The 27,000-nt window shown below is 39.3% G+C and carries 22 protein-coding genes and 1 riboswitch; of the genes, 3 read left to right on the top strand and 19 right to left on the bottom strand.

Annotated elements, in window-relative coordinates; translation table 11 throughout:
* Window positions 1-2 precede the first annotated feature (2 nt).
* Both ACAN53_RS16075 and ACAN53_RS16070 read right to left on the bottom strand, forming a co-directional pair.
* On the bottom strand, window positions 3-1,190 hold the full coding sequence (locus ACAN53_RS16075; RefSeq protein ID WP_379971173.1) for a Ger(x)C family spore germination protein: 1,188 nt from the start codon (window positions 1,188-1,190) through the stop codon (window positions 3-5).
* Window positions 1,168-2,730, bottom strand: a complete 1,563-nt coding sequence (locus ACAN53_RS16070) for a spore germination protein (protein ID WP_379971172.1) — start codon at window positions 2,728-2,730, stop codon at window positions 1,168-1,170. Before ACAN53_RS16070 ends, ACAN53_RS16075 begins: the two co-directional genes overlap by 23 nt.
* Before the next feature lie 216 nt (window positions 2,731-2,946).
* Between ACAN53_RS16070 and ACAN53_RS16065 the strand changes: the two genes are divergently transcribed.
* The 3 genes from ACAN53_RS16065 to ACAN53_RS16055 all read left to right on the top strand — a co-directional run bounded on the left by ACAN53_RS16065 (window position 2,947) and on the right by ACAN53_RS16055 (window position 7,385).
* On the top strand, window positions 2,947-4,050 hold the full coding sequence (locus ACAN53_RS16065; protein WP_379971171.1) for an AI-2E family transporter: 1,104 nt from the start codon (window positions 2,947-2,949) through the stop codon (window positions 4,048-4,050).
* Window positions 4,051-4,332: 282 nt separating this feature from the next.
* Window positions 4,333-6,072 carry an ABC transporter permease gene (locus tag ACAN53_RS16060; RefSeq protein WP_379971170.1) on the top strand — a complete coding sequence of 580 codons (1,740 nt, stop codon included), beginning with the start codon at window positions 4,333-4,335 and terminating at the stop codon, window positions 6,070-6,072.
* Between the two features lie 14 nt (window positions 6,073-6,086).
* On the top strand, window positions 6,087-7,385 hold the full coding sequence (locus tag ACAN53_RS16055; RefSeq protein WP_379971169.1) for an ABC transporter ATP-binding protein: 1,299 nt from the start codon (window positions 6,087-6,089) through the stop codon (window positions 7,383-7,385).
* Between the two features lie 42 nt (window positions 7,386-7,427).
* On the opposite strand, the gene ACAN53_RS16050 is transcribed toward ACAN53_RS16055, so the two are convergent.
* From ACAN53_RS16050 to ACAN53_RS15970, 17 genes are all read right to left on the bottom strand, one after another.
* A complete protein-coding gene (locus ACAN53_RS16050) occupies window positions 7,428-9,761 on the bottom strand; it encodes a histidine kinase (RefSeq protein ID WP_379971168.1) in 2,334 nt (777 codons plus the stop codon).
* Window positions 9,762-9,836: 75 nt separating this feature from the next.
* Window positions 9,837-10,400, bottom strand: coding sequence for a potassium-transporting ATPase subunit KdpC (gene kdpC, locus ACAN53_RS16045; protein ID WP_379971167.1), 564 nt, complete (start codon window positions 10,398-10,400; stop codon window positions 9,837-9,839).
* A gap of 19 nt (window positions 10,401-10,419) precedes the next feature.
* Complete coding sequence (kdpB, locus tag ACAN53_RS16040) at window positions 10,420-12,462, bottom strand: potassium-transporting ATPase subunit KdpB (RefSeq protein WP_379971166.1); 2,043 nt, start codon at window positions 12,460-12,462, stop codon at window positions 10,420-10,422.
* 14 nt (window positions 12,463-12,476) lie between these two features.
* Window positions 12,477-14,147: a potassium-transporting ATPase subunit KdpA gene (gene kdpA, locus ACAN53_RS16035; protein WP_379971252.1), complete on the bottom strand. Its 1,671-nt coding sequence runs from the start codon at window positions 14,145-14,147 to the stop codon at window positions 12,477-12,479.
* 45 nt (window positions 14,148-14,192) lie between these two features.
* Entirely contained in the window at window positions 14,193-14,270 is a 78-nt protein-coding gene (gene kdpF, locus ACAN53_RS16030; RefSeq protein ID WP_379971251.1) for a K(+)-transporting ATPase subunit F, read from the bottom strand.
* 221 nt (window positions 14,271-14,491) lie between these two features.
* Window positions 14,492-14,633: riboswitch (cyclic di-AMP (ydaO/yuaA leader) on the bottom strand.
* A gap of 233 nt (window positions 14,634-14,866) precedes the next feature.
* Complete coding sequence (locus ACAN53_RS16025) at window positions 14,867-16,033, bottom strand: iron-containing alcohol dehydrogenase (RefSeq protein WP_379971165.1); 1,167 nt, start codon at window positions 16,031-16,033, stop codon at window positions 14,867-14,869.
* A 139-nt stretch (window positions 16,034-16,172) separates the two neighbouring features.
* On the bottom strand, window positions 16,173-16,577 hold the full coding sequence (arsC, locus tag ACAN53_RS16020) for an arsenate reductase (thioredoxin) (protein ID WP_379971164.1): 405 nt from the start codon (window positions 16,575-16,577) through the stop codon (window positions 16,173-16,175).
* 18 nt (window positions 16,578-16,595) lie between these two features.
* The gene (gene arsB / locus ACAN53_RS16015) at window positions 16,596-17,651 is read right to left on the bottom strand and encodes an ACR3 family arsenite efflux transporter (protein ID WP_379971163.1); all 1,056 of its coding nucleotides are present in this window, start codon (window positions 17,649-17,651) and stop codon (window positions 16,596-16,598) included.
* Between the two features lie 199 nt (window positions 17,652-17,850).
* Window positions 17,851-18,132 carry an adhesin gene (locus ACAN53_RS16010; protein WP_379971162.1) on the bottom strand — a complete coding sequence of 94 codons (282 nt, stop codon included), beginning with the start codon at window positions 18,130-18,132 and terminating at the stop codon, window positions 17,851-17,853.
* 25 nt (window positions 18,133-18,157) lie between these two features.
* On the bottom strand, window positions 18,158-19,918 hold the full coding sequence (arsA, locus tag ACAN53_RS16005; RefSeq protein WP_379971161.1) for an arsenical pump-driving ATPase: 1,761 nt from the start codon (window positions 19,916-19,918) through the stop codon (window positions 18,158-18,160).
* A gap of 17 nt (window positions 19,919-19,935) precedes the next feature.
* On the bottom strand, window positions 19,936-20,295 hold the full coding sequence (gene arsD, locus ACAN53_RS16000) for an arsenite efflux transporter metallochaperone ArsD (protein ID WP_379971160.1): 360 nt from the start codon (window positions 20,293-20,295) through the stop codon (window positions 19,936-19,938).
* A 57-nt stretch (window positions 20,296-20,352) separates the two neighbouring features.
* Window positions 20,353-20,700, bottom strand: coding sequence for an ArsR/SmtB family transcription factor (locus tag ACAN53_RS15995; RefSeq protein ID WP_379971159.1), 348 nt, complete (start codon window positions 20,698-20,700; stop codon window positions 20,353-20,355).
* A 191-nt stretch (window positions 20,701-20,891) separates the two neighbouring features.
* Window positions 20,892-23,015: a phospholipase C gene (locus ACAN53_RS15990; protein WP_379971158.1), complete on the bottom strand. Its 2,124-nt coding sequence runs from the start codon at window positions 23,013-23,015 to the stop codon at window positions 20,892-20,894.
* Between the two features lie 108 nt (window positions 23,016-23,123).
* Window positions 23,124-23,699, bottom strand: coding sequence for a class D sortase (locus tag ACAN53_RS15985; RefSeq protein ID WP_379971157.1), 576 nt, complete (start codon window positions 23,697-23,699; stop codon window positions 23,124-23,126).
* Window positions 23,700-23,871: 172 nt separating this feature from the next.
* Window positions 23,872-24,753: a LysE family transporter gene (locus ACAN53_RS15980; protein WP_379971156.1), complete on the bottom strand. Its 882-nt coding sequence runs from the start codon at window positions 24,751-24,753 to the stop codon at window positions 23,872-23,874.
* 190 nt (window positions 24,754-24,943) lie between these two features.
* Window positions 24,944-26,068: an FMNH2-dependent alkanesulfonate monooxygenase gene (ssuD, locus tag ACAN53_RS15975; RefSeq protein WP_379971155.1), complete on the bottom strand. Its 1,125-nt coding sequence runs from the start codon at window positions 26,066-26,068 to the stop codon at window positions 24,944-24,946.
* Window positions 26,069-26,139: 71 nt separating this feature from the next.
* Window positions 26,140-26,997: an ABC transporter permease gene (locus ACAN53_RS15970; protein ID WP_379971154.1), complete on the bottom strand. Its 858-nt coding sequence runs from the start codon at window positions 26,995-26,997 to the stop codon at window positions 26,140-26,142.
* Window positions 26,998-27,000: the final 3 nt, after the last annotated feature.

Below are 27,000 nucleotides of genomic sequence, written 5' to 3'. Positions count from 1 at the left end.
ACTCAGTAATGTTTCGAACGCATTCCAATTTCTTCTATTTTCACCTTCACAGTTACGTTTACATTTGCCTTAGCAAATAATTCATCCCAATCCCCTTGTACCTGTTTCCACACTTTCGGATCTGAGCGGGAGATATTTTCTCCAAAACCAAATATATCGCTTTTATATTTCTGTGCTTCCTTTATACTGCTCTCTATATACGCTTTCACTACTTTTTCTGCACGCTTTTGAACACCTCCCAATACAGATTCTTTTGTCAGGTCCTTTACACATAGTTTTTCACTCATATATCCACTCATAAAGACATTGATTCCAATGTCAGGTACACCCTGATTTATTTTTACTTCTTCCTTACTCTTTGTATGGTAAACTTGCATTGTTAAATGCTCTCCTTTTCCACAAGGTACCGTAATAATTGTTGTTTCCATTTTATTTGCTAGTATTTGAATGGTTTTTATTTGTTCACCATCCATCCATCCGACTAGTTTTCCATCATGAAAAATTCCCATTCCATTCAAATACGTATAGACCGCATCAAGACTCTCTAAATTTGCTTTTGACGCTCCTTTTTTTGGATTACCTAAAATGCTTACTGCACTGATAACAGGCTCTCTTCCTTGACTTTTCAAAGCAGAAATTACTTGATATACCATTGCTCCATTACTTCCACCATATTTAGTTACAGTATTATCCAATTTCCCAAGAAGAGATTTAGTCGGGATTTTATCAAACGGAGGAATGATTTCTAGCAACTTGCTTGCCTTTATATCACGTGCAAGTAAAATAGGTATATTCGCTCGAATTTTTGGATCACGTTCAATTGAATCTAAAATAGTAGAAAGACCTTTTTTTGCAGCTGCCTCTCCCATTACGATTAGTGATGTATGATAGTATATACTTTTTCGTGCAAATTTTAAGGATGTATTACGTGCAGCCTCAGTTAACGTATATCCGCTTCCCGATAAATTTACTACAGCTAAAGTCTCACCTCCTCCAGCAGCAGAGCTTGAGGGAACCCCGCGAGGATTGACAACCTGAAATGTGATATCATATTGCTTTGTGTCTTCGTTATAATCAATTCCTAATGCAAGTACAATGGCTAATTGATTCAGTTCTTTATAATTCGAACATCCAGCAAGTAAGAGGAACAAAATGAGAATGAATATACTACTTTTCATTCGAACCTTCATGATTATTATGGATCTCCTCTCGTGTTTTATTTTGCGAACTAGCCGGAGATGGTCTCTTCTTTAGTAAGCTTGGTAAGGGAAAGCGAATGAATGTATCTTTTAATTCATCGATTCGCAAAGGCGAAATAGGAGCCATATATGGTACCCCAAACGAACGTAAGCCGCACATATGAAGCACAACAATAAGAAAGCCTAGAGTAATCCCATACAATCCAAGAAAAGCTGCAAGCAAGATAAAGATAAACCGCAGCATACGAGATGCAATCGACATATTATAATTTGGAATAACAAAGGTGGACAGCGCTGTAATGCTAACGATAATAACCACCGTCGCCGATACAATACCTGCCTGCACTGCCGCTTGGCCTATTATGAGTGCACCAACAATTGAAAATGCTTGTCCGATTGCCCGGGGCATACGAATACCTGCTTCATGTAATATTTCAAAGATAATTTCCATCCCAAATAACTCCACAATTTGAGGAAACGGAACGCCTTCTCTTTGTACGGCCATACTAATAAGTAGCTGGGTTGGAATGAGACCTTGATGATGAGAAATAAGCGCAATATAAATAGCTGGCACAAACATCGAAATAAAAAATGATATAAACCTAAGTAAGCGAATAAATGAACTTATATATTGATTTCCATAATAATCTTCAGAGATTTGAAAAAACTGAATAAAGGTTGCCGGACCTATGAGTACATAAGGGGTTCCGTGTACGAAAATTGCAATTCGTCCTTCCAATAAATTTCCAATCACCACATCAGGTCGTTCCGTGTTTACTAAAGTTGGAAATAGACTGATTGTATCGTCACGAAGATAGGTTTCTACGTATGCCGATTCTAATACACCGTCAATATCGATTCGTTGTAAATTCTTTTTCACATCTCCAACCATCTCATTGTTAGCTATTCCTTTGATATACATCATGCCAACATTGGTTTGCGTTTCTTTCCCAATCTTCATCGTCTCAAGACGCAAATTTTGACTTTGCAGCTTGCTGCGAACGAGTGCAACATTCGTTCCAAAGTTTTCAGTAAAGCTATCCTTTGGTCCGCGAATAACCGTTTGTGTAGTGGATTCTGTTAGTGAACGGCTTTGCATTTTTGTTGTATTTGCCAAAAAAGCTTGCTCCCATCCGTCAATAAAAATGGCAGCACTCCCAGAGAGAATGGCATTACTAACATCCTTCCAATTCTCACCTATTGTTATATTTGAAACTGAAATGGCTTGTTTCACTTGAAAGACCGCTTCTTGTATATCTTTACAATCTATTTGCGCAGAAAGCAAAGGGGCAATAATCGCTCGATCGATTTGTTCTTCATCGGAAATTCCTGAAATGTGTACAACTGCAGCAAATATCTCTTCCTCCTTCATCATGATTTTTCGTGTAATAATATCCGTACTTTTGCCCATAATGGTCTGTAACATTTCCAAATTGGTATGAATTTGCTTTTGTAATAGAGAAGAAGCTAAGCTAGTGTTAGACTCACTACTATTTTTCTGACGCCCACGACGAGAGTTATGTAATTTCAAGTTCATTTCACCTTCCAAAGAAGTTGCTTTCCCTCTATCGTTCCTCAGTCTCCACTATTTTATGTAATAACTCTTCCATATTTATGCACTTCTACTCCTCTTACCCCTTTCCCGTTATTACTAAACCGAAAAAATGAAAAATAGGTAGTTGATTTCTATTTCATTTGTTAAGCTTAGAGAGTTCGTATTTATAATTTATAAAAAGAAGGTGAGACTATGCCACAAACCAAACTATTTCGTATCGGGTACGGAATACTCCTCATTTTTCTCATTATTTTTATGGGAACCAAGATAAATTTTATTTTCCGACCCATTGCCGTCATTATTCAAACTTTATTTACTCCATTTTTAGTTGCTGGTGTTTTGTATTATTTATTTCGTCCCCTCGTATCATTTTTAGAATCTAAAAAAATGCGTAGATCTCTCAGCATCTTTCTCATTTATCTAGTCGCAGCTAGTATTATTTTTCTTATCGTTTATAATCTTGGTCCGATCTTACAACGACAGACGACCAGTTTAATAAATAATGCACCTTATCTATTAGAATCAGCACGCCTGAAAATTATTGAATTGGAACATAATGAATGGATTAATCGGTTTCAAACAAACGGAAACCTAAGCCTAGCTAATCTTTCTGACCAAGCATACAAATACTTATCTTTCACTTTATCTAATCTAGGTAGTAACGTTGTAAATATCATTGGCATTGTAACAAGTATCGTTACCGTGTTTGTTACGGTTCCATTTATCCTGTTTTATATGCTAAAGGAAGGGGAAAATATACCGAAGCTAATTGTTCGCTTTCTTCCTACCTCCCAACGCGACCATGGATATCAGATATTGTTAGATTTAGACAAAGCACTTAGCTCATACATTCAAGGTCAAATTTTTATTAGTATGTGTGTGGGGGTTATGCTATATATTGGGTATGTAATTATCGGTATTGACTATTCTCTCGTTCTTGCTATTGTAGCGATGCTTGTGAATGTCATTCCATTTCTCGGACCTATTATTGCAAGCATTCCTGCTATTATTGTTGCTTTTCTGATGTCTCCAGCGATGGTTGTAAAGGTATTGATTGTTGTAATCATTGCACATCAAATTGAAGGAAATATTATTTCACCACAAATTATGGGACGGTCCCTATCTATTCATCCATTAACCATTATTTCACTGCTTCTTGTTTCAGGGAGCCTCGCAGGTGTACTTGGACTGATTCTTGCAATCCCTACTTATGCCGTCTTAAAAGTAATTGTGCAGCATATGCATCGACTTTGGAAGCTTCGTAAGGAACAGAATATGAATGGCTCTGTAAAGTAATATTACAAAAATGTAAAGTCATAATTTTTCACATATTTATGAGAGACAAGAATGTTAAAATAGAGTCGGTCAACTTCCATATGTTAAAAAAATTTAACTCATACATAAAATACATATTTTGAACAAGGCTTCCTTACAAAACGAACTTGATGTGTTGCCTAATTCGCTTTGTAGGAAAGATACTTTGGGTTTGATAGCTATAGAAATGATATAATCATCAATTCTGTGTATCCTTCGTTCATTCATATGTACACACCTTGATGAAACAAGGAGGAAAGCAAAGTGAAAGCAACAACCTTATCATCAGCAAAACAAGAGAAACGATTCAGTTGGGCTGATATCGTGGTATTATTATCTATTTTCGGATTGTTGTATGTATTTATTCTGTTAGGAAAAGGAATGAAAGTACCTTTCTCTCCACAACAAAATATTGATATTAACCTATCTCCGGCCTATTTGCCCTACTATGCAGGTCGATCGTTGCTACGCATGTTCATAGCCTATGGGGCCTCTTTACTTTTTACTTTAATGTACGCCAAAATTGCTATTATGAATAAATGGACAGAACGTATCATGATTCCTATTATCGACATTTTACAATCTGTTCCAGTTCTTGGATTTTTATCTGCGACTGTGGTAGGTTTTATGGCCTTATTTCCAAACAGTCTCCTTGGGGTTGAATGTGCATCTATCTTTGCAATCTTCACGGGGCAAGCATGGAATATGACGCTTAGCTTCTACTATTCCCTACGATCTGTTCCTAAAGATCTTTCAGAATTTACGAAAATGAGTCAATTAAGTCCTTGGATGCGCTTTACGAAGCTAGAACTTCCTCATTCAACAATTGGACTCGTTTGGAACAGTATGATGTCATTCGGTGGGGGCTGGTTTTTCCTTGCTGCATCGGAATCCATTTCTGTTTTAAATAACAACATTCAATTACCCGGTATTGGATCATACATGGCAACTGCTATTGCAACCGGAAATATGAGTGCTATGTTTTATGCAATTCTGACAATGATTATTCTCATTGTCTTAGTCGATCAACTATTTTGGCGACCTGTTGTTACTTGGTCACAGAAATTTCGTAATGAACAAACGGCTTCTGTTTCAACGCAATCTTCTTGGGTTCTTACGGTTATTACCCGTGCTGCTTTTTTCCAAGTAATGAGCGAACGCTTTGCCGAAGCAAGAAAGGAATTGCTATACCGTTTACGTAAAACATTCAAGCAGGATACCCTTCCTTCTCTTCCGAAGCTTGTTGTAAGACCGATTTGGGGTCGAATTTTTGGAGCAATTGTTTTTCTAGTAGTGATAATTTTTATAGGATCCTATTCCGTTCAAGGCGTGCAATATGTTGCATCACTCGGTCCACAAGAAATGGTCCACGTCATTGGACTCGGTCTACTAACAATGGGGCGTGTTATCATCTCGACTATTTTCGGAGCATTGTGGACAATTCCAGTAGGAGTTGCAATTGGATTTAATCCGCGATTATCCCGAATTGCACAGCCAATTGTCCAAGTTCTTTCTTCATTTCCAGCAAACATGGCATTTCCTTTCTTAACTATATTGTATGTGAAATACAATATTAATTTTGAAATTGGTGCCATACCACTTATGATGCTTGGAACGCAATGGTACATTTTATTTAACGTTATTGCAGGTGCGATGGCAATTCCATCCGATCTTCGAGAAGCGGCAAATATGACAAATTTATCTACAAGAAAAAAATGGACAACCCTTATTCTACCAGGCATTTTCCCCTATTTAGTAACGGGTGGTATTACAGCTAGTGGTGGAGCTTGGAATGCAAGTATTGTAGCAGAAATCGTATCATGGAAGGAAAATAATCTTATTGCTACAGGACTTGGTTCTTATATTACACAAGCGACAACTGCCGGGAACTGGCCACATATCATTTGGGGTATTTTCGTCATGGCTACACTTGTCGTCGTAGTGAATCGCTTTTTCTGGAGAAAAATGTACCATATTGCGGAAACGAAGTATCATCTAGACTAAAGGAGGAATGTTCTGTGACTCTCATTCGCGTACAAGATGTAACAAAGTTATATGAAAAAGAAAAATCTCAAAATAAAGTTGTGTTGGAAAACATTTCACTCGATATAAAAGAAGGAGAATATGTGAGTATCCTAGGTCCTTCAGGGTCAGGTAAATCATCGCTACTACGAATTATAGCGGGTCTTGTTCCTCCTTCTAAAGGAATTGTTACTTATAATGGAAAAACAGTCGATAGTATTAATCCTGGTTGCAGTATGGTGTTCCAGTCCTTTGCACTCTTTCCATGGCTAACGGTACAAGAAAATATCGAGTTAGGCTTAGAGAAATTCACTATATCTGTAAAGGAAAAAAAAGATAAAGTGGATGACATTATTGAAATGATTGGGCTAGAGGGTTTTGAAAATGCCTATCCGAAAGAACTTTCTGGTGGTATGCGTCAGCGCGTTGGGATTGGCCGAGCACTTGTAATGGAACCTGACATTTTATTAATGGACGAACCCTTTTCCGCACTCGACGTACTAACTGCAGAAAACTTAAAAAATGATATTTTAGATCTTTGGTATGAGAAAAAAATTCCTACAAAGTCCATCATTATGGTTACACATAGTATTGAGGAAGCTGTATACATGTCAGACCGGGCAATTGTTCTATCGCGTGATCCTGCACATATCATCGCTGATATTTCTGTCATGCTCGATCGTCCTCGCGATAAAGAGCATCCTACTTTTACAAGCATTGTCGATCACTTGTATTCTCTTCTTACCCGAAGAGAAAAGAACATAGTTGAAAAGAAAAATACGAATAAGTGGCCACAAATACCTTCTACAGTGCCAGGCGGTGCGCTTGCAGGATTCCTTGAGCTTCTGCAAGATTTAGATGAAGATACAATCGACTTATACAAACTAGCTGGGGAAGAGCTCATGCTAGATTTGGAAGACTTCCTTCCACTCGTTGATTCTTCAGATTTATTAGGATTTACCAATACCATGAACGGTGACATATCCTTAACAAAAATTGGTCAGCAATTTGCTGAAATTTCCGTTCAAGATCGAAAGGATTTGTTTAAGCAACAGATTTTGGAACGGATTCCAATGATGACTACAATCGTCAACGTATTGAATTCGAAAGCAAACAAAACAATGAACTGGGAATTTTTTATTGAAATTTTAAATCAACATTTTAATGCAGAAGAATCAGAAAAACAATTAGATGCCCTTATCGACTGGGGACGGTATGCAGACTTATTTGATTATGATGAAGATACGAATCAATTATTTATCGGTGAAGAAGAGCTCGATTCAGAGGACGAATAGCATGTAATAACGAGGAAGCTACTCCTAGTAGAGTCAGCTTCCTTACGTTTGTGAATGATGATTAGAAACGACTAACACATCCATATGACGAACCTCTCGAAGCAAACGCTGCACAATGGAACCTTTCGTAATTTCTTCCCATCGTGTTCGTTCAGATTGTCCGATGATTACCTGCGTTGCATGCTTTTCATTCATATGCTCAGCCAATTCAATGAAAATATGACGCCGATCAGTGGACTCATACATTTCAAATATTCCTCCAAGACGACTTGTTAACTGAATTATCTTGTCTAGTACTTGTTGATCATGCTCAGTCAAAGGATGTTGTTTTACAAATGCTACATACCAAGTCGCCTTTAAACGATACGCAATGCGAAATCCTCGTCGAATTAATCTCTCACTCTGCTCCCTGAGATCAACACAAACGAAAATGACTTCTTGTTGACGCCAAGGACCGCGAAGCGCCTGTTTCCTCTCCCATGCCTCTAGCCGTTCATCAACATCGTCTGCAATTTCTCGAAGTGCCAACTCCCGCAGAGCAATCAAATTTCCAGTTTTAAAGAAGTTTGATAATGCTTGTTCAATTTTGTCTTGAGAATAAATATTGCCTTCCCTCATTCGTTCACGTAATGCCTTCGGAGAAACGTCAATCAATTCAATTTCATCTGCTTTTTGAAGTATGCTGTCAGGAACAGTTTCACGAACTCGTATTCCTGTAATTTGTTCAACACTATCATTTAAGCTTTCTACATGCTGAATATTCATCGTTGCAATAACAGAGATTCCTGCTGCCAATATGATGTCAACATCTTCGTAGCGCTTCCGTCGCTCGCTTCCTGGAATATTCGTATGCGCGAGCTCATCTACTAATACAACCTCAGGATTTCGCTTTAGAATACCCTCAGTATCCATTTCTGTTAAATAAGTTCCTTTATAAGAAACACGTTTTTGAGATATACTCTCTAGTTCTCCTACCTGTTCAATGGTTTCTTTCCGCCCATGTGATTCCAGCAATCCTATAACCACATCTATTCCTTTTTTCCTTAGCTCATTGGCCTCACGAAGCATCGTATACGTTTTTCCTACACCAGGTGCAGCGCCAACATACACTTTCAGCTTTCCTTGTTTTATTCGATTAATTTCACTCTCCAATTCCTTTTGCGAAAGCCGGCGATACGGCTCATTATCCTTACTAATGAGTTTCGTTGGTAGCACTCTTTCCCCATCACGTTCTGCTCGATCAGCAACGATGAAAATATCTATATTTCTCTTTTTTTGTAATATTTTATTAATGATAGAACCGTTTATCATTTCTTCCCACCGTGTTCGTTTGGATTGCCCCATTACTATGCGAGTTACGCTATGTCTCGTTGCATAGGTTACAATTTGTTGGGCTAATGAACCGTTAGATAAGAAAATTTCTTCAAAGGTACCTCCTATTTTTTCAACAAGCTTTATGATAGAACGCTTAAATGTCAGTGCTTCATTCGATAATTTTTGGTTAGGTGGTTGAAACGAAACAACCAGTAACTCTCCACCTAATCGTTTGGCAATTTGATGTCCGCGGCGAACGAGAATGCTACCATTCCAATGATACTGTGCCATAACTACTATTCTTTCTGAGGCACCTGACGATCCAATCATTCCGTGAGATGTGCGATATTCGTCAAGTGTATCATTTACTTCATTAGCAAAAAAACGTAGTGCCAGCTCCCGTAAAACAGCGAGGTTGCTTCGCTCGTAGAGATGATATTCTACGCGTTTTCCATGTTTCTGATCTATACTACCCTCTTGCAGGCGATTCATTATAACTTCAGGTGTAACATCTAACAGCTTTACTTCATCCGCGCTGGCAAGGGTATTTTCTGGTATAAGGCACTCTACTGTTACTTTACGCCCTGTTAACTTACCTGCCTCGTCCCCAATGCCTTCTAGCTCATATATATTAACCGTTGTAATGACACTTATTTTTTTACTGAGTAAAAAACGAATATCTTCCAATCTCGTACTGCGAGATGCTCCTATGTGATTCAGGTGAGCGAGATTATCTACTAGAACGACTTCCGGATTTCGCTCTACAATGGCATCTACATCGAGATCATACTGCATCTCTCCATCTTGTTCCCATATAATAGAAGGAATCGTTTGTAAACTTCCAATTTGTTCAGTCGTTTTCGGACGATTATGGGCACTTACAATACCAATGACAACATCTACACCCCGTTTTTTTAAACTATTTCCTTCTTGTAGCATATGATATGTTTTACCAGAGCCACTAACAGCACCCAGTATAATCTTCAACCGACCCTTTGATATTTTTTGAATCGATTTTAAAATTTCCTCTGGTGCTTTTCTACGAAATTGCTCTTCCCTCATTTCTAAACCTCCCTTCTCTTTTTCTAGGAATATACGAATGGACCGTTATACCTATTATATAACGGTCCATTCGTATTATTTTTTCATCTGCTGCAGTACTAAATTGAGTTCTAATATGTTTACACGCGGCTCACCGAACAAACCAAGCTGCCGTCCATTCGTATGCGAATCTATTAATGAAAGTAATTGTTCCTGTGTGATACCTGTAGCCTGTGAAACGTGAGGCACTTGTGCCTTCGCTCCCTCTGGTGATACATCCGGATCAAATCCGGATCCAGACGTTGTCACAATATCTGCGGGAACGGAAGCACCGATATTTAAATTTTCCTTTTTTAACTGATTAACAGATTCGGTAATTGTCTTCTTATAATCCGCAGAGGCAATTGCTGCATTGGTAGCAGCAGAAGCTTTCGGATCATAGTTGGCGGCGGAAGCTCTTGAATGAAACCATTCGTCTCCCTTAAATTCTTGTGCTAATAGTATAGACCCTTGTACCTTACCATCTTGTACGACTAGACTTCCTTCGGCCTGCTTCGGAAATAATACTTGGGCAACGCCTGTTGTTATTACGGGATATAACAATCCGCTTATGATTAAGAGCACAATGGCTGCTCTAAGTGCTGTTATTATAGGTTTCATGACATTCTTCCCCCCTTACTCATCCTATTACATGTAATGCAGTTACAATAAAGTCAATCATCTTTATCCCAATGAACGGTACAACTACACCACCTAAGCCAAAAATTAATAAGTTACGAGATAAAAGCTTGTTTGCATCCATAGCCCGGTACTTAACTCCCTTCATTGCAATCGGAATGAGGAGAGGAATGATAATCGCATTAAAGATTAATGCAGAAAGAATCGCCGATTTCGGTGAGCCGAGCCCCATAATATTTAAAAATTGCAACTGTGGCACTGCAAGAATAAAGAGCGCTGGTATAATAGCGAAATATTTCGCTATGTCATTGGCAATCGAGAAAGTAGTTAATGATCCGCGTGTAATCAATAATTGCTTTCCAATCGCTATTACGGATAGAAGTTTCGTTGGATCTGAATCTAAGTCAATCATATTTGCTGCTTCCTTCGCTGCCATCGTACCAGAATTCATAGCTAAGCCCACATCTGCTTGTGCAAGTGCAGGTGCATCGTTTGTGCCATCGCCGGTCATGGCTACGAGCTTACCTTGCTCTTGTTCCTTTTTAATTGCTGCAATTTTATCCTCAGGCTTCGCTTCAGCAATAAATTCGTCTACACCAGCTTCCTTTGCAATTGTTGCTGCTGTTAATGGATTATCACCGGTACACATTATCGTCTTTATTCCCATTGCCCGAAGCTCTTCAAATCGTTCCTTTAAGCCAGGCTTCACGATATCCTTCAAATAAATAACGCCGTATATTTTATTCCCAGTCGCTACTGCAAGCGGTGTTCCCCCTGCTTTCGAAACTTCACTCGCTTTCTCATCTAAATCTTCTGGAACCATTCCACCTTGTGCTACCACATACTTCTTGATGGAATCAACGGCACCCTTTCGAATTTGTAAGCCATTCGGTAAATTAAGACCGGACATCCGCGTCTCTGCAGTAAATTCAATGATCCCCGCATTCTCATAATCGGCTTCATTGCACGTTACACCTAATTTTTCAGCCAATGTAATAACTGAGCGTCCCTCCGGTGTATCATCCTTTACAGATGCCTGAAGCGCCGCAAGCGTGATATCCGCCTTTGAAACGCTCGAAACCGGAATAAATTCATCTGCCAATCGATTTCCGAATGTAATCGTACCCGTTTTATCCAAAATCATCGTATCAATATCACCAGCTGCTTCTACCGCTTTACCAGACATCGCTAATACATTAAACTGCGTAACGCGGTTCATACCAGCAATTCCAATTGCAGATAGAAGTCCGCCAATGGTCGTTGGAATGAGGCAAACTAGCAGTGCGATTAGTGTTGCGACATCCAGTGATACTTGTAAATAACCGGCAATTGGAACTAATGTCATAATTACAATTAAGAAGATAAGCGTAAGCACAGCCAACAATGTTGTTAATGCAATTTCATTTGGCGTTTTCTGACGTGCCGCTCCTTCGACAAGCGAAATCATTCGATCAAGAAAGGATTCTCCAGGATCTGTTAATATTTTTACAACAATACCATCTGAAATAACACGCGTTCCGCCGGTAACGGATGAAAAATCCCCTCCTGCTTCCTTAATAACTGGAGCTGATTCTCCTGTAATAGCTGATTCATCAATGGAGGCAAGACCTTCTATTATTTCACCATCTGAAGGAATCACTTCACCGGCCTCAACCCGGACGATATCACCTTTTCGCAGCGTAGTGGAAGCTACGCTCATATACGTACCGTCTTTTTGTCGTAATGTTGCCATTGTTTCTGATTTTGTTTTTCGAAGTGTCTCTGCTTGCGCCTTTCCTCGCCCTTCCGCCTGTGCTTCTGCAAAGTTTGCAAACAGTAATGTAAAGAGAAGAATAATGAAAACGGACACATTATATCCTCTTCCAGCCGAACTTATCCCAAATAGGTTCGGATCAATCGCAAGCAAGAGGGTAATAAACGTCCCCACCTCTACCACAAACATTACCGGGTTTTTTATCATAACAATCGGATTCAATTTTATAAAAGAATTAACAACTGCCTGCATCAAACTGTCATTGGATGATGATTTGTTTTCCGTTACCATCTTACTTCCTCCTTTTAAAACATCCCTAAATGCTCTGCAACTGGACCGAGTGCTACTACTGGGAAGAACGTTAGGGCACCAACTACGATGATAATCACTAATAAAATCGCAGTGAACAACGGTGTATCCGTACGGAAGGTTCCGGTCGTAACAGCTACTGCATGCTTCGTAGCTAATGAACCTGCGATTGCAAGCATGACAACAATTGAGATATAGCGTCCTAGAATCATAACGATTCCTAGTAGTATGTTATAGAAATCCGTATTAACGGATAACCCAGCAAAGGCCGACCCATTGTTTGCTGCTGCCGATGTAAATGCATAAATCACCTCAGTTAACCCATGAAATCCCGGATTTAAAATCGAACTAACTGCACCGGAGTTCGTAAAGGCAAGAGCGGAAGCAATTAAAATAAGCGCTGGATGCGTTAGAATTGCTATACATGCTAACTTAATTTCTCTTCCTTCAATTTTCTTTCCTAAAAATTCAGGTGTACGGCCGACCATTAACCCGCATATAAAGACAGTAAGAATAACGTACAAGAGTCCATTTAGCAGACCAACGCCTTTGCCGCCGAACACGTTATTTAGCATCATTTCACCTAGTGAAACAAGGCCACCAATTGGCGTTAGTGAATCATGCATATTATTCACGGAACCCGTTGTTGCGGCAGTTGTAACAGCAGTAAACAATGCGGATTCTGAAATACCAAAGCGTACTTCTTTTCCTTCCATGTTGCCGTGTATACCTAGTGCCTGCATGGCAGGTGTGCCATTATACTCCGCAAAAAAAACAATCGCAAGAAAGGTAAGAAACAGCGCCATCATCGCTGTGAAAATCACCCAGCCCTGCTTTTTATTTTTAATCATGATGCCAAACGCATACACTAGCGCCGTAGGTAACAGCATCATGCATAGAATATCAATAAAGTTTGTAAGAGGCGTTGGGTTTTCAAACGGATGCGCTGCATTCGTTCCAAAATAGCCGCCGCCATTGGTTCCGATGTGTTTAATAGACTCAAGTGATGCCACAGGTCCTCTCGTAATCGTCTGCTTTACTCCTTCTATCGTTGTTGCATCCGCCGCACCATGCAAGGTTTGCGGCACCCCTTGAAATACTAAAAAGAGAGCAACAAGAAAGGATAACGGCAACAAGATCCGGGTAATCGTGCGAACGATATCTACATAAAAGTTTCCTAAATTATCACGGTGCGCAATCAATCCCCGAATGAATGCAATCGCAACTGCAAACCCAGTAGCTGCAGATGTAAACATAGGAAAGGTAATTGCCAGCATTTGAGACAAATAAGAAAGTGAATTTTCCCCCGCATAGGCTTGCCAATTCGTATTCGTAATAAAGGAAGCCGCTGTATTAAAGGCTAAGGCAGCTGGCATATTGTTTATATGATCTGGATTTAAGGGTAAATACTTCTGCGTAAGGAGCACGACAAATAAAAATAGAAACATGACTATATTTGAAAGAAGCATAGCCATCACATATTGCTTCCAGCCCATTTTGTCTTTCTCTCTTACCCCAATCAAGCGATAGATCAAATGCTCCACCGGACCAAATACACGATCCAATCCTGTATGTTCATAGTCAAATACCTTCACAACATATAACCCTACTGGCTTAACTAGCAGTAAAATAATCAAAATTGTGACGATTACTTGTATCAAACCCATTGTCATCATTGTCTTCCTCCTACCCTTGTTCGAATCCAGCCTGTATTAAAATTTTTCCGGTTTTATAAGCACATACAGTAAATAAATAATCAATAAGACGCCAATAATCCCTGGTACAAGCATGGTCACCCTCCTCAAACTTACGAGTGTAATACTGAATAACATAATTTGTATCTATCATCTTTATTTTCTACCTTACCCAAAATATTTCATAGCAGTTTCAGAATAAAAACATAATATCTTCATATTTTGTACCGTCTAAAACGCAAAAAAGACCTTACATTCTAGAACTAGCATTTTATTGAATAAAACAATAAAAGGCCGCTCCAAAAAGACGGTCTATCGACCTCCTTCACTTTAGCCGACGAAGTTAGCTGACGGGTAGGATGGTGAAAGAGTACATTCATCCCTTCTACAAACGTAGAATTAACCCCAAAATATTGGTTCCTCCGCTCTTGGTTACCCAAGACTAAGCCACTATGTAATTGAAATAACGATTTGATTATACGTCTGGAATTTTTTGTTGTAAAGAAAAATTTAGGAAACTATCTCTACTACCCTTTTCTCTAGAAAACAAGCACCCCTTCATACAACGGCACCGCCAGTCAATCGTGCTAAACCACCGTTGTTTTTCTCATCCACTTCTACTTTTTCTTCTCTACAAAAAAGGTCCGGCAATGAAACTACATTGTCGGACTTACTAGTGAAACGATTATAACTTACAAACACATTTTTAAAATTTCGGTTACATCTTCCTTATTCAGAATCTTATAGGATCCAACCTGATCCTTCATAAATGATTTTTCAACAAGTTCATCCAATCGTGAGTCATCTATACCATAGTCAGCTAGTTTGCTAGGTGCCCCAATGGAATTCCAGAATGCACGCAATGCTTCAATGCCTTCGATTGCGATGTCATAATCACTTTTTCCTTCTGGATCAACGTTGAATACACGGATTGCTAGTTGCTTCATTCGAGAAGGATCAATGGCTGCTGTATAGGTTAGCCAGCTCGGAAAGACGATTGCAAGACCACCACCATGCGGAATGTCATACAAGGCAGAAATTGCATGCTCGATTTGATGAGAGCCCCAGTCACCGCCGTCTGTACCGTTCGACAATGTATCATTCAAGGCAGTTGTGCCTGCATACATAATCGTTTCACGTAGTGAGAAGTCACGCAAATCATCAACAAGCTTTTTCCCTGCCTCCATGACTGTAAGCAAAACAGATTCAATAAAGCGATCAATCATGGGTGTATTGGGGATATGATGAAAATATTGTTCAAGTGCATGCGACATAATATCCACAACGCCGTACACCGTTTGATGGCGCGGAACAGAGAATGTGTAGGTTGGATCTAAAATAGAAAATTGTGGATACACAAGCGGCGTACCCCATCCTCTTTTTTCACCCTGTTCCCAATTTGTAATAACTGACACACAATTCATTTCAGAACCAGTCGCAGCGAGTGTTAACACCGTACCGAATGGAAGTGCACTTGCAGCTGTACTCTTTCTCGTAATAATATCCCATACATCGCCTTCATAGGGTACGCCGACGGAAATTGCTTTCGTGCAATCAATGACACTTCCACCGCCTACTGCCAAAATCATATCAATGTTCTTTTCACGACATAGTTGAATTCCTTTATGTACAGTCGTTAGACGTGGATTCGCTTCTACTCCAGACAATTCGTACACAATAGCGTCTACGCTTTGTAATTGCTCCATCACAGCATCATACACACCATTTTTCTTAATACTGCCGCCTCCGTATACAATTAAAATACGTTTGCCCCTGTCACCAATTTCATTTGCCAATTGCTTGATTTGATCTTTGCCAAACCATAGATGGGTTGGGTTATGTTGTAGAAATGGTATCATCGTTTTCTCTCCTTTTTAGGTAATATCTTTCTATAGTATAGGAAGTAATTTTCATTATGAAAAGAAATTAGGATTGCGAAAGTATTGCGAAAAAAATAAAAAAGCTAGGAACAATTTGTTCCTAGCCTCTCCAGATTTATTATTCGCCTGTCTCTGCAAATGCCTTGATACGTTCTCCAATTTGATCGCGCACTTCTTGAAACTTCGTCCATTCCTGCCCTGCTGGATCATCAAATCCCCAGTGAACATGTTTGACATGAGGCGGAGTTGTCGGACAAACGTCTCTTGCATGACCACAAAGTGTCACTACTAAATCTGCGTTATTTAAAAGCGTACGTTCAATTTTGTCTGAAGTTTGATTGGAGATATCAATATCCACTTCTTGCATTGCTTTAATCGCATTCGGATTTACACCGTGTGCTTCAATCCCAGCGGAATGCACATTCCACTTATCACTTAAATATTTTTTCGCCCATCCTTCTGCCATTTGGCTACGACAAGAGTTACCTGTGCACAAAAAATAAATTGTTTTTTTATTTTCCATTATACATTCCACCTTTTCTTATGCTGCATGCTCTGCAAAATATTTACGTTTAAACCATAAGGCTACGTTTACTAATGCAATCATCACGGGAACTTCCACAAGCGGTCCGATTACCGCAGCAAAGGCAGCGCCGGAATGGATGCCAAACACGCCAACTGTGACAGCGATGGCTAGTTCAAAATTGTTGCTACCCGCCGTAAATGCTAACGTAGTCGTAACCGGATAATTCGCACCAATTTTCTTTCCTAAGAAGAAGGAGACAAAGAACATCACTACAAAGTAAATCAATAAAGGAATCGCAATGCGAACCACATCTAACGGTACACTTACAATGGATTCTCCCTTTAAAGAGAACATAACGATAATGGTAAATAATAAAGCAATCAGCGTAATTGGACTAATTTTCGGGATAAATACTTTCTCATACCACTGTCTTCCCTTTATTTTCACAAAGGTAAAACGGGTTATCATCCCTGCAAAAAATGGGATACCCAAGTAAATAAATACCGATTTCGCAACTTCAGCCATAGTGATGGAAACAATAGCACCTTGCATGCCTAGCCAGCTTGGAATAACAGTTACGAAGAGGTACGCATACACGGAGAAAAACAACATTTGAAAGACCGAATTGAATGCCACAAGACCGGCTGCGTATTCTGCATCCCCTTTTGCTAAATCATTCCAAACAATGACCATTGCAATGCAGCGTGCTAATCCAATCATAATGAGGCCAACCATGTATTCCGGTTTATCCGGTAAAAAGATAATAGCGAGCAAAAACATGAGAATTGGACCAATGATCCAGTTTTGAACGAGTGAAAGAAGAAGAACCTTCACATCCTTAAACACACGCCCCATTTCCTCATAGCGTACCTTTGCAAGAGGCGGATAGAGCATCAATATTAAACCAATTGCTAATGGAATCGAAGTGGTTCCTACTTGTAATTGATTTAAGCTACTTACTACTCCAGGGGAGGCAAAACCTAACAGAATCCCTGCACCCATAGCTAGAAAAATCCAAAGCGTAAGATACCGGTCTAAAAAGCTAAGACGTTTTTTCTTTGTTTGATTCATCTTTTCACTACCTTTTCATCACGTTTAAATATGAATATACGTTTTCTTCCACATTTCAAAATAATTATATAGTAAAGTGCTTATATAAAACCAGAGAAATATTACCTTTTACAATTTCTTAATGATTTCACTTCCTGCTTACAATTTCGTTCTTACTCACCGATTATAAGCAGAAAGTTTATCAAATCAATTTATACAATTAGCAGCAGCTATTTCCCCCGCTAATAAAAAGTCCAACGCCTTGCTCATCTTCGCCAAAATCCAATGTAATATTTGTGACTGCTTCTGTTACTTTTGCATCAATTGCAACTGGAATCCCGTTCACTACTTCCGTAATGTCATCTTCTTGTGCTGGTTCTAGTGCCAATCCAAAGTTTGGACCACAGCAGCCGGGGCCTGCGAATGTAAAACGTAGTGTATCTGCCTTTGCTTCTTCCATAGAATTCATAATAAATGTTTTTGCTTGATCGGTAATAATCATTTGTACACGCTCTTTTCTTATTATTTTATAAGGTTAATTTTTGTAATGCTGCGTATCCAATTATATCTTCTTGCTGCCAAGGAATCATAGCACAGTTTCCATTCGATTGTTTCTGTACTTCTTCTATCCATTTTCTCTCAGAGGAAGCACGCCCTTGCAGAACGGGATGTTTCGTTTTCGTAGCAGAGAGACTTTGATTAATGACCCACCACTTCGTAAGGATGCCCGCACGTTTTAAATCTTGCTTTAAGCGAGTTGCCTCATACACAGGAGTGGCTTCTGCTAATGTAACAATGACAACAGCTGTTTCATCCGGATTACGTAGGCTTGGCAACAAATGTTGCACAGATACCGGCACTTCCCCAGTAGATTGTTCAATCTCTTTCTGATAAGACTGAGCTGCATCTAGCAACAAAAGCGTATGTCCAGTCGGCGCTGTATCAATTACCACGACTTCATCCTTTGCTTGCTCTACAATATCCGCAAATGCGCGAAATACTGCGATTTCCTCTGTACATGGTGAACGTAAATCTTCTTCTAAATAAGCAAGTCCTTCCTCATCAAGCCCTGCTCCTGCCTGCTCGATTACCTCTTGCTTATAGTTTTCTACTTCCTGCTTTGGATTGATCCGGCTTATGCGAATATTGCTACTCTCGCCGTGCATCACATATTCTAAGTGGGCAGCCGGATCGGTTGTCGTTAAGTGCACCCGTTTTCCTTTTTCCGCAAGTCCAATTGCAATGGCTGCCGCTACGGTCGTTTTTCCAACTCCGCCTTTCCCCATCGTGAAGATTACCTGTTGGTTTGCATATGCAATATCTTCAACTACTGCCTGTAGAGATGGGATTGAAATAGGCTCTGCTTCCGCAGCATGAATGGAATCTTGATGGTCATATACGAATAAATTTCGTATATTTTCTATACCGGAGATAGAAAAAGGAACCAACGGAATAGTAAAGGTTTTCAACGCATGTAGCTCACTTGGCATTTCTTCTAACGCTCGTCTTTGCCGCGTGTACAAAGCAAGAGACGTTTCATCTTCTTCAACCACTTGGCCGAGTACCCCATTAATTAGAAGATATTGATTACGAATATGAAGCTCTCCCAATTCCCTAGATGCTCGCTGTGCTTCTTGAAGTGGGGATCCTTCCGGACGAGTTACAAGTAATAGTGTTGTCTTTTCAGGATTGGATAGAACTTCAACGCTTTGACTATATAGCGTTTTCTTTTCGTTTAGACCAGCTAATGGACCAAGGCAGGAGGCACCATGCGTGCTTTCGTCTAAAAATCCACTCCATGCCGTTGGAAGCTGTAACAACCGCAGTGTATGGCCGGTCGGTGCTGTGTCAAACAGAATATGGTCAAATGTAGAAAGCAATTCTTGATCCGTTAATAAACCGGAAAACTCATCAAATGCGGCGATTTCTACCGTACACGCTCCCGATAGCTGCTCCTCCATCGAAGTAAGAACGGATTCCGGAAGCTTGCCCCGGTACGGACCCACCACTTTTTCTTTGTATGCATGCGCTGCCGCCTCTGGATCCAAATTAGCTGCGAATAAATTAGGAACAGAAGGGATTGAAGTCGGTCTATTTTGCAGCTCTATGTCAAATACATCTTGTAAATTTGATGCAGGATCTGTGCTCACAAGAAGTACACGTTTCCCCCTATCAGCGAGGGAAATGGCTGTTGCACACGCAATGGACGTTTTCCCAACTCCTCCCTTACCTGTAAAAAATAAAAAAGGAGTTAACGGAATGGATTTTGGATCAAACATATCAAACATGCTAGTCACTCCTTCCCTTATTTATTCACGTTCAAATTTAATCGAACTCTTGGCTTTTGGCTTAATTCCTCTTCCGTCATTCCGGATAATTCGGCTAATTCAGCATTAGATGGGTAGCCTTGTTCTTTCCTTACATTTCCGTCTACTAGCATAATCGGTAGTACGTCAGATCCCTTTTCATTCAGTAAAGTACTAATCGTTTTGTTCATCACAAAAGCATCCGGTTCACTAGTCAAATTATAACGCGTAATATCGATCCCTTTTTTCTTCAAATTGTTAACTGCAATAGAAATGCGGACTAATTCTGGATCAACGACTGGTCCACAAACTCCCGTAGAACAACACATCGCTGGATCGAAAATTTCAATTTTTGTCATCATCTGTCATCTCCTTTTTCGAAAAGTACGATAGAACAAACTTACTTCCCGTTTGTTCTAACAGCCGCAACGAAGAGTTGGGTTACTCGTTTCGATTTGTTTAATTTTATCCGTCTGATCCGGTACATATTTTAAAACATCTATTATGATTTGATACAAATCGCTTTGTGAATGTAAGGAATAATAGACCCATTGCCCTCTTCGTTCTTCTTTCACAAGTCCAGCATCCTTGAGTTTACGAAGGTGCTGACTAATCGATGGCTGACTCATATCAAACACTTCAAGTAGTTCACAAACACAGCATTCCCGCTTGCTTAAAATTCCCACGATTGTTAAACGTGTTTTATCTCCAAGTAGCTTTAACGCTTGAGCTGTTCGATCCATATCTAAGGTAACTTCTCCCATATCATCACTCCTTTATCTACGTAATCTCAATCTTCCTTCTTTTTTAATTATATAACCATATGCTTATATCTCGCAAGGAAAACACACCGAATAAGACTAAAGTAAGTATCCTACGCCCCGATAATAGGGGATAAAAAAGAAAGAGGCGATTGCACAATTTGCAATTACCTCTTTCTTTTTTTACTTTAAATTTATTTTGATTTCCGTAATGACGAACGAACGAGAGAAGAACCTATTACTAAAGAAGCTAGTGCTCCTAGTAAAGTAGTAACAAAGGAAATTCCTGTTACTGGAGAAGTTCCTCCTACAACTACTTGTCCTGTAGATTTCGGAACAGTTGGTGTTGACTGGGTTGACTGGGTTGACTGGGTTGATTGTGCTGATTCCGTTGATGCTGCCTTTGGATTTAATACTACAAAATCTGGATCAGTGGTAAAGGAAAGCTCAGCTTGTCCTTCATGTACAGTGGCATCTACTTTAACCAGATTCCCACCTTGAACCTTATACATTTCACTATTCGCATGAATAGAAGGATCTGTAATTGTTAATTTAATAGGCTCAGCAGGCGTTACATCACTTGGAAAATTCACGCCAAAAGCAACAGCAAATGTTTTATCATTTGGAATTAGGTTTCCTAATGAACTTGCAGATGCATGCGTAATATTCACTTGTGTATCATTTGTAAATGCATTTGCAGGAATCGTTACGGTAGCTGTACTTGTACCATCATTGATTGGTCCAAATACCCCTCCATCCTTCGATGCTAAAAATGATGTTAGATTTTGAAATAAGCCAGAACCGCTAGAAGGAAGTGGTTGTCCAGTTTTTGTATTCAAGTACAATTTAGGTGCAGATGGTTTTGAAAAATCAAACATATTATTGATAGAACCAGCAATCGCATCGAAAGAATTATCTCCAATTCTTCCTAAATTCCAGTTGTCTTCAATAAATTTTAAAATTGAAGTTTGATCTGTTAACGTATGATCGACATAGTTTTGCTTTGCATAAGGCGAAACAACAAGCAATGGAAGACGAGGACCGTATCCAGCGCGATCAAGGTAATTTCCTAGAGATGGTGTTCCAGCATTTCCATTTCCAAATAATGCATCATTGTTAGGATCATTAGATCCATTAACAGGAGCATGATACACATGATCATACCAGCCATCGGAATCATCATAAGAAATAATAACGGCAGTGTCTTTCCATTCAGGTGTATTTTCTAAATGATTAATTGTATTCGTTATAAAAGTTTGTTCATCGAGTGGATCAGAATAACCTGCATGTCCATCTTGATAGTTTGCAGCCTTTAAGTAGCTAACCGCAGGCATATTGTGTGCACTTACAGCATCCCAGAAATCTGTTAAATCATACTGATGGTTAGCTTGATCTCCTTGATGACCAATTGCTTGAACGGAAGAAGGAGCCAAGTGATCTTTGTTAGACGTAGATTCATAATATTGAAATGGCTGATGGTGTGGATTGTAATCGGTAGATGAGCCGCCGCCAATATTTGTGTGTGTAGCTGATGTATCACGGAATCCACCTTGGAACCAGCCCCATGTTACACCTTTATCATTTAAAAGATTACCTACGTTTTTACCGTTCATCGCAGTTTGTGCGCGTTTTGGATTTGATGCTTTATCAAAGTAAGGATCTGGATCTCCAATTACTGTACTATTTGCTACATTCCCTGCAATGTCGCCAACAGCTTGTCCAGCTTTATATCCTGTTGCACCATGGGTCTGCCCAGAAATAAGGTTTAAAGCACCTGGCGTAGATGGACCATAGACTGTACCGAAAGAATTATCGCTCATGGCAAAATTTTGTGCATAGTTCCATAATCCTGTAACTGTATTCCCATCATAATAATTCATTACTAATGTTTTATCACTTCCACCGGAAGTAGATTCAACAAATTTATCCATTTTTCCGCCATTAACTGCCTCTTGCTCAGCTTTGTATTCATGATTCATGTCAGCTGTCATAGCCTGGGAAGGTGCAAGCCGTTTCGGTTGTGCTGCATTTGGATTCTGCGTTAATAAATCAAGGTTCCCATTTAATGCGTTTTTTTGTAGTCCATTTACATTTGGCGTGTTCGGCTTAGCTGTAAATTGTGTTTCCCCCGGTAGATTTGCTGCATTTGGATACGTACCAAAATAGTGATCAAACGAAATATTTTCGCTAAAGATGACAACTACGTGTTTAATTGGCGTTGTAGTACTGCTCGTATCCTTCTGAGCAAAAGCAGTCGGTGTAGCTAAAACAGAACTTAAAGCAAGTAATCCAGAAGCAACCCACATAAGCTTCTTCAATTCATTTCTCCACCTTTTATTGGAATATGAAAATTTGAAACATTATAAATATATAAATTCTTTATGTAAATCACGTTTCTTAAATGTTAATTTTTCCTAAATAATTAATTAACTTGATAAACTACCAAATACAAGATAACGATATGGTGTTAAATTCATTGCATTAAAGGGATAACAGGTTTCTAATACTAGACTAGGCGTTTCTGTATTATAGATTGGGTCACCTGTCTTTACAATTTTTGTTGCATACACTACAAACGTATGTGTTCCAGACTTCTCTTGAACTTGAATTCTATCATTTAATTTCACTTGACCTAAATTATGAAAGAAAGTAACATTATGCGCCGCTATTACACTGGTCCCATTTATCCCCGGCATAACACTCGTAGACAGATGACCTGCTCCTTTGATTAAAAGATCCTGCTCCGTACCTTCAACAATTGGTGTTTCCAAGGCTATACTTGGAATAAGCAATTTCCCAGTTGCTTCAACTTGATTGGTTCCTTTTGCAGTACCTTCGCCTTGCTTATCGTTTTTTGATTGCAAAGAAGCCTGTTGATTATATTCCTGCAATAATTTCGTTGTATTGAACTGCGATTGCAGAAAAAAATAGGGAATAGATAAAAGTAAGCAAACTCCTATCGTAATTGCCAAGCTACCTACTATAATCCTGCGATGTTTCACGTTTATCCCACCTCTACTGTGTAAACACAAGAATCAGTATACGCTTCCCTTTTCCAAAAAATATTAATAAAATATGAATTTTTGGTAAATAAATCAAATATATACAGAAGAGTATACAAAAATAGCCCTTCACACAATTTGTGCAGGGCTATTTTTTACTAAATCTGATAAACTACATCAACTTCCCAAGCTCCCGAATAAACTCATAACCAAAATAAATAGAAAATCCCCATAGAATCAATCCCGCAATAATAGAGCTCCATTTTATAAACGTTGTATTAATGAAGTTCCTTGTAACTTGCACGATCGACAATAACCCAATATCGTGAATCAGAATTCCCGTTAAAATACCAGAAGCCACTAAGAAAAAGGTAATGCTATTCACATGAGTAAGAGAAGCGGCAAGTACCGTTCCGAAAATTCCTAACCAAAACACAAGATTTGCCGGAGAAACGGCAATCATAAACCCGCTTATATAAGATTTAAATAGAGAGCGATTTGTCTTTTTGTTACCATAAGACAAATCATGATCTGCATTTCGTATGCTATCATACCCTATGTATAGAAGAAAAAAGAAGCCAATACACCACATCATCAGCTTTACGACCGGAAACATTAAAATGGACGAAAACCCAAAATAGATGAGTAAAATCATGCACAAATCAATTGTCATCCCGCCTATACCGACGAACCATCCATGAAAAAAACCATTTTTCAATCCTTGTTTTNTAAATAGAGAGCGATTTGTCTTTTTGTTACCATAAGACAAATCATGATCTGCATTTCGTATGCTATCATACCCTATGTATAGAAGAAAAAAGAAGCCAATACACCACATCATCAGCTTTACGACCGGAAACATTAAAATGGACGAAAACCCAAAATAGATGAGTAAAATCATGCACAAATCAATTGTCATCCCGCCTATACCGACGAACCATCCATGAAAAAAACCATTTTTCAATCCTTGCTTCGTCATCTCAACCGTCATAGCACCTGCAGGAAGGGAAAGGGAAAGTCCTAACGCAACATATGTTAAATAGATTGCAAACATGTAATATTCTCCTCATTAAAAAGCCATAACTAAAGCACTTACCATAAAAAGGATTTTAGGTAAGATCTCCAACTAGCAGATTACCATATTACTATCAGTTATACAAATAACGACGAAAAAGAATCTTACGAATGCGTTACGTAAGATTCTTCTTTTCTATCCCTTTGCATCTCCTATTACTACTAGTTATCTATTTTATTTGAGGGATATATTGATTAGCGATGATTTCTCCAATCGGCTGATTGTGAGGGGCTATTTTCTTATTTTGTAGCGGCAAAAGCGGGAATACGAGTTCAGCAAATCGATATGCTTCTTCTAGGTGCGGATAACCAGATAAAACAAAGGTATCGATTCCTAAATCCTGATATTCCTTTATTCGTTCTGCTACTTGATATGGATTACCTACAAGAGCCGTTCCTGCACCTCCTCTTACAAGCCCCACCCCTGCCCAAAGGTTCGGACTAATTTCTAATTCTTCTCTTCCTCCTTTATGGAGCTGCATCATTCGTCGTTGTCCAACGGAATCTTGACGAGCAAGAGTACGCTGCGCCGATTCAATTACATCGGCATCAACATAACGAATAAGTCGCTCTGCAGCCTCCCATGCCTCCTCTTCTGTTTCTCTAACTATGACATGTAAACGGATGCCAAATCGTACGGTTCTCCCCTCTCGCTCTGCTAAAAGACGAACTTCTTTTATTTTTTGTTCCACCTGCTTTGGAGGCTCACCCCACGTTAAATACACATCGGAATGCTTAGCAGCAACGGCCTGCCCTGCCGGAGAGGAACCTCCGAAATAAATCGGTGGATGCGGCTGCTGAACAGGTGGAAACAGTTGCTTTCCTCCTTCAATCCGCAAATGCTTACCCGAATAATCCACATTCTCCCCTGCCAATAACTGGCGCCATATGCTTAAAAATTCGTCTGTAATTTCATACCTTTCATCATGCGAGAGGAATAGGCCATCACCTGCTAATTCAACAGGATCTCCGCCCGCAACAACATTGATTAAAAGGCGCCCATCTGAAATACGATCTACCGTGGAAGCCATCCGTGCTGCCACGGCCGGTGACATAATACCAGGACGAACAGCAATCAAAAACTTTAATCGATCGGTTACCGCAGCTAAGGAGGAGGCTAACGTCCATGGATCTTCACATGATCGTCCTGTCGGGATTAAAACCCCTGTATAGCCAAGTCGATCCGCAGCTTGCGCGATTTGTTTAAAATAAGAAAAATCAGCTATACGTGCTCCCTTTGTAGAACCTAGATAATGACCGTCCCCATGAGTTGGGATAAACCATAAAACTTCCATCTATATATCGCCCCTTTAATTTGTATTTAACAATCGTTTTAGTTATTTTTATATTTCTATACTATTAGAATTTAATTCGTCTTCTTTCCTTCAAAACTATCACGCCATTTTAATAACTTTGACTCCAGCACTCGTACAATAGAATCAGTCAATTTTCCACCAAGGGCAAAGAGGATAATACCAACAAATACAACATCCGTTCGACTAAATTGTCTGGCATCCATAATTAAATACCCAATTCCTTCACTTGCTCCCATTAATTCTGAAACCACTAATCCTAACCAAGCAGCACCGAGGGATAAACGTACGCCAAGTAATAAATTCGGCAAAGCTGCTGGCAAAATGAGCTTCGTTACTTGCTTCCATTTACTAAATTCTAAAATACGTGCTACCTCAAATAATTTCTTATCTACTCCTCGAATTCCAAGGAGTGTATTTACATATAGAGGGAAAAATGCACCAAGTGCAATGAGTAACACTTTTGATACTTCCCCTAATCCAAACCATAGGATAAAGAGCGGTGCTAATGCCAGATGAGGAACAGTTCGTAGCATTTGTAAAGATGGATCAACATATTGCTCTGTTTTATTAGAAATCCCGTTTATTGTCCCAAATAAAAGACCTAAACTTGCTCCTAGTAAAAATCCCCCTAACGCACGCATCCCACTAAATTTTAAATGTACAAGTAATTCACCTGATATGATTAATTCCTGAAACGAAGATAAAATATCTAAAGGAGTTGGCAAGATTGTATTGGAAATGTGAAGCAAAGATCCCGCCAACTGCCAAATGAAAATAATCACAATGGGAACAATTAATCCTCTTCCAATCGTTAAAGAAGCTTTATTAAAGGTAATACTTATAGACCGTTTTATTTTCGAACCACCTACTGAAGAAACAGATGGCAGCGCTACCTTCACTTTATCCATGGC

It is taken from the genome of Ectobacillus soli (assembly GCF_042610425.1).
Taxonomy (GTDB): Bacteria; Bacillota; Bacilli; order Bacillales; family Bacillaceae_G; genus Ectobacillus.
This window is presented reverse-complemented; position numbering and strand designations above follow the sequence as displayed.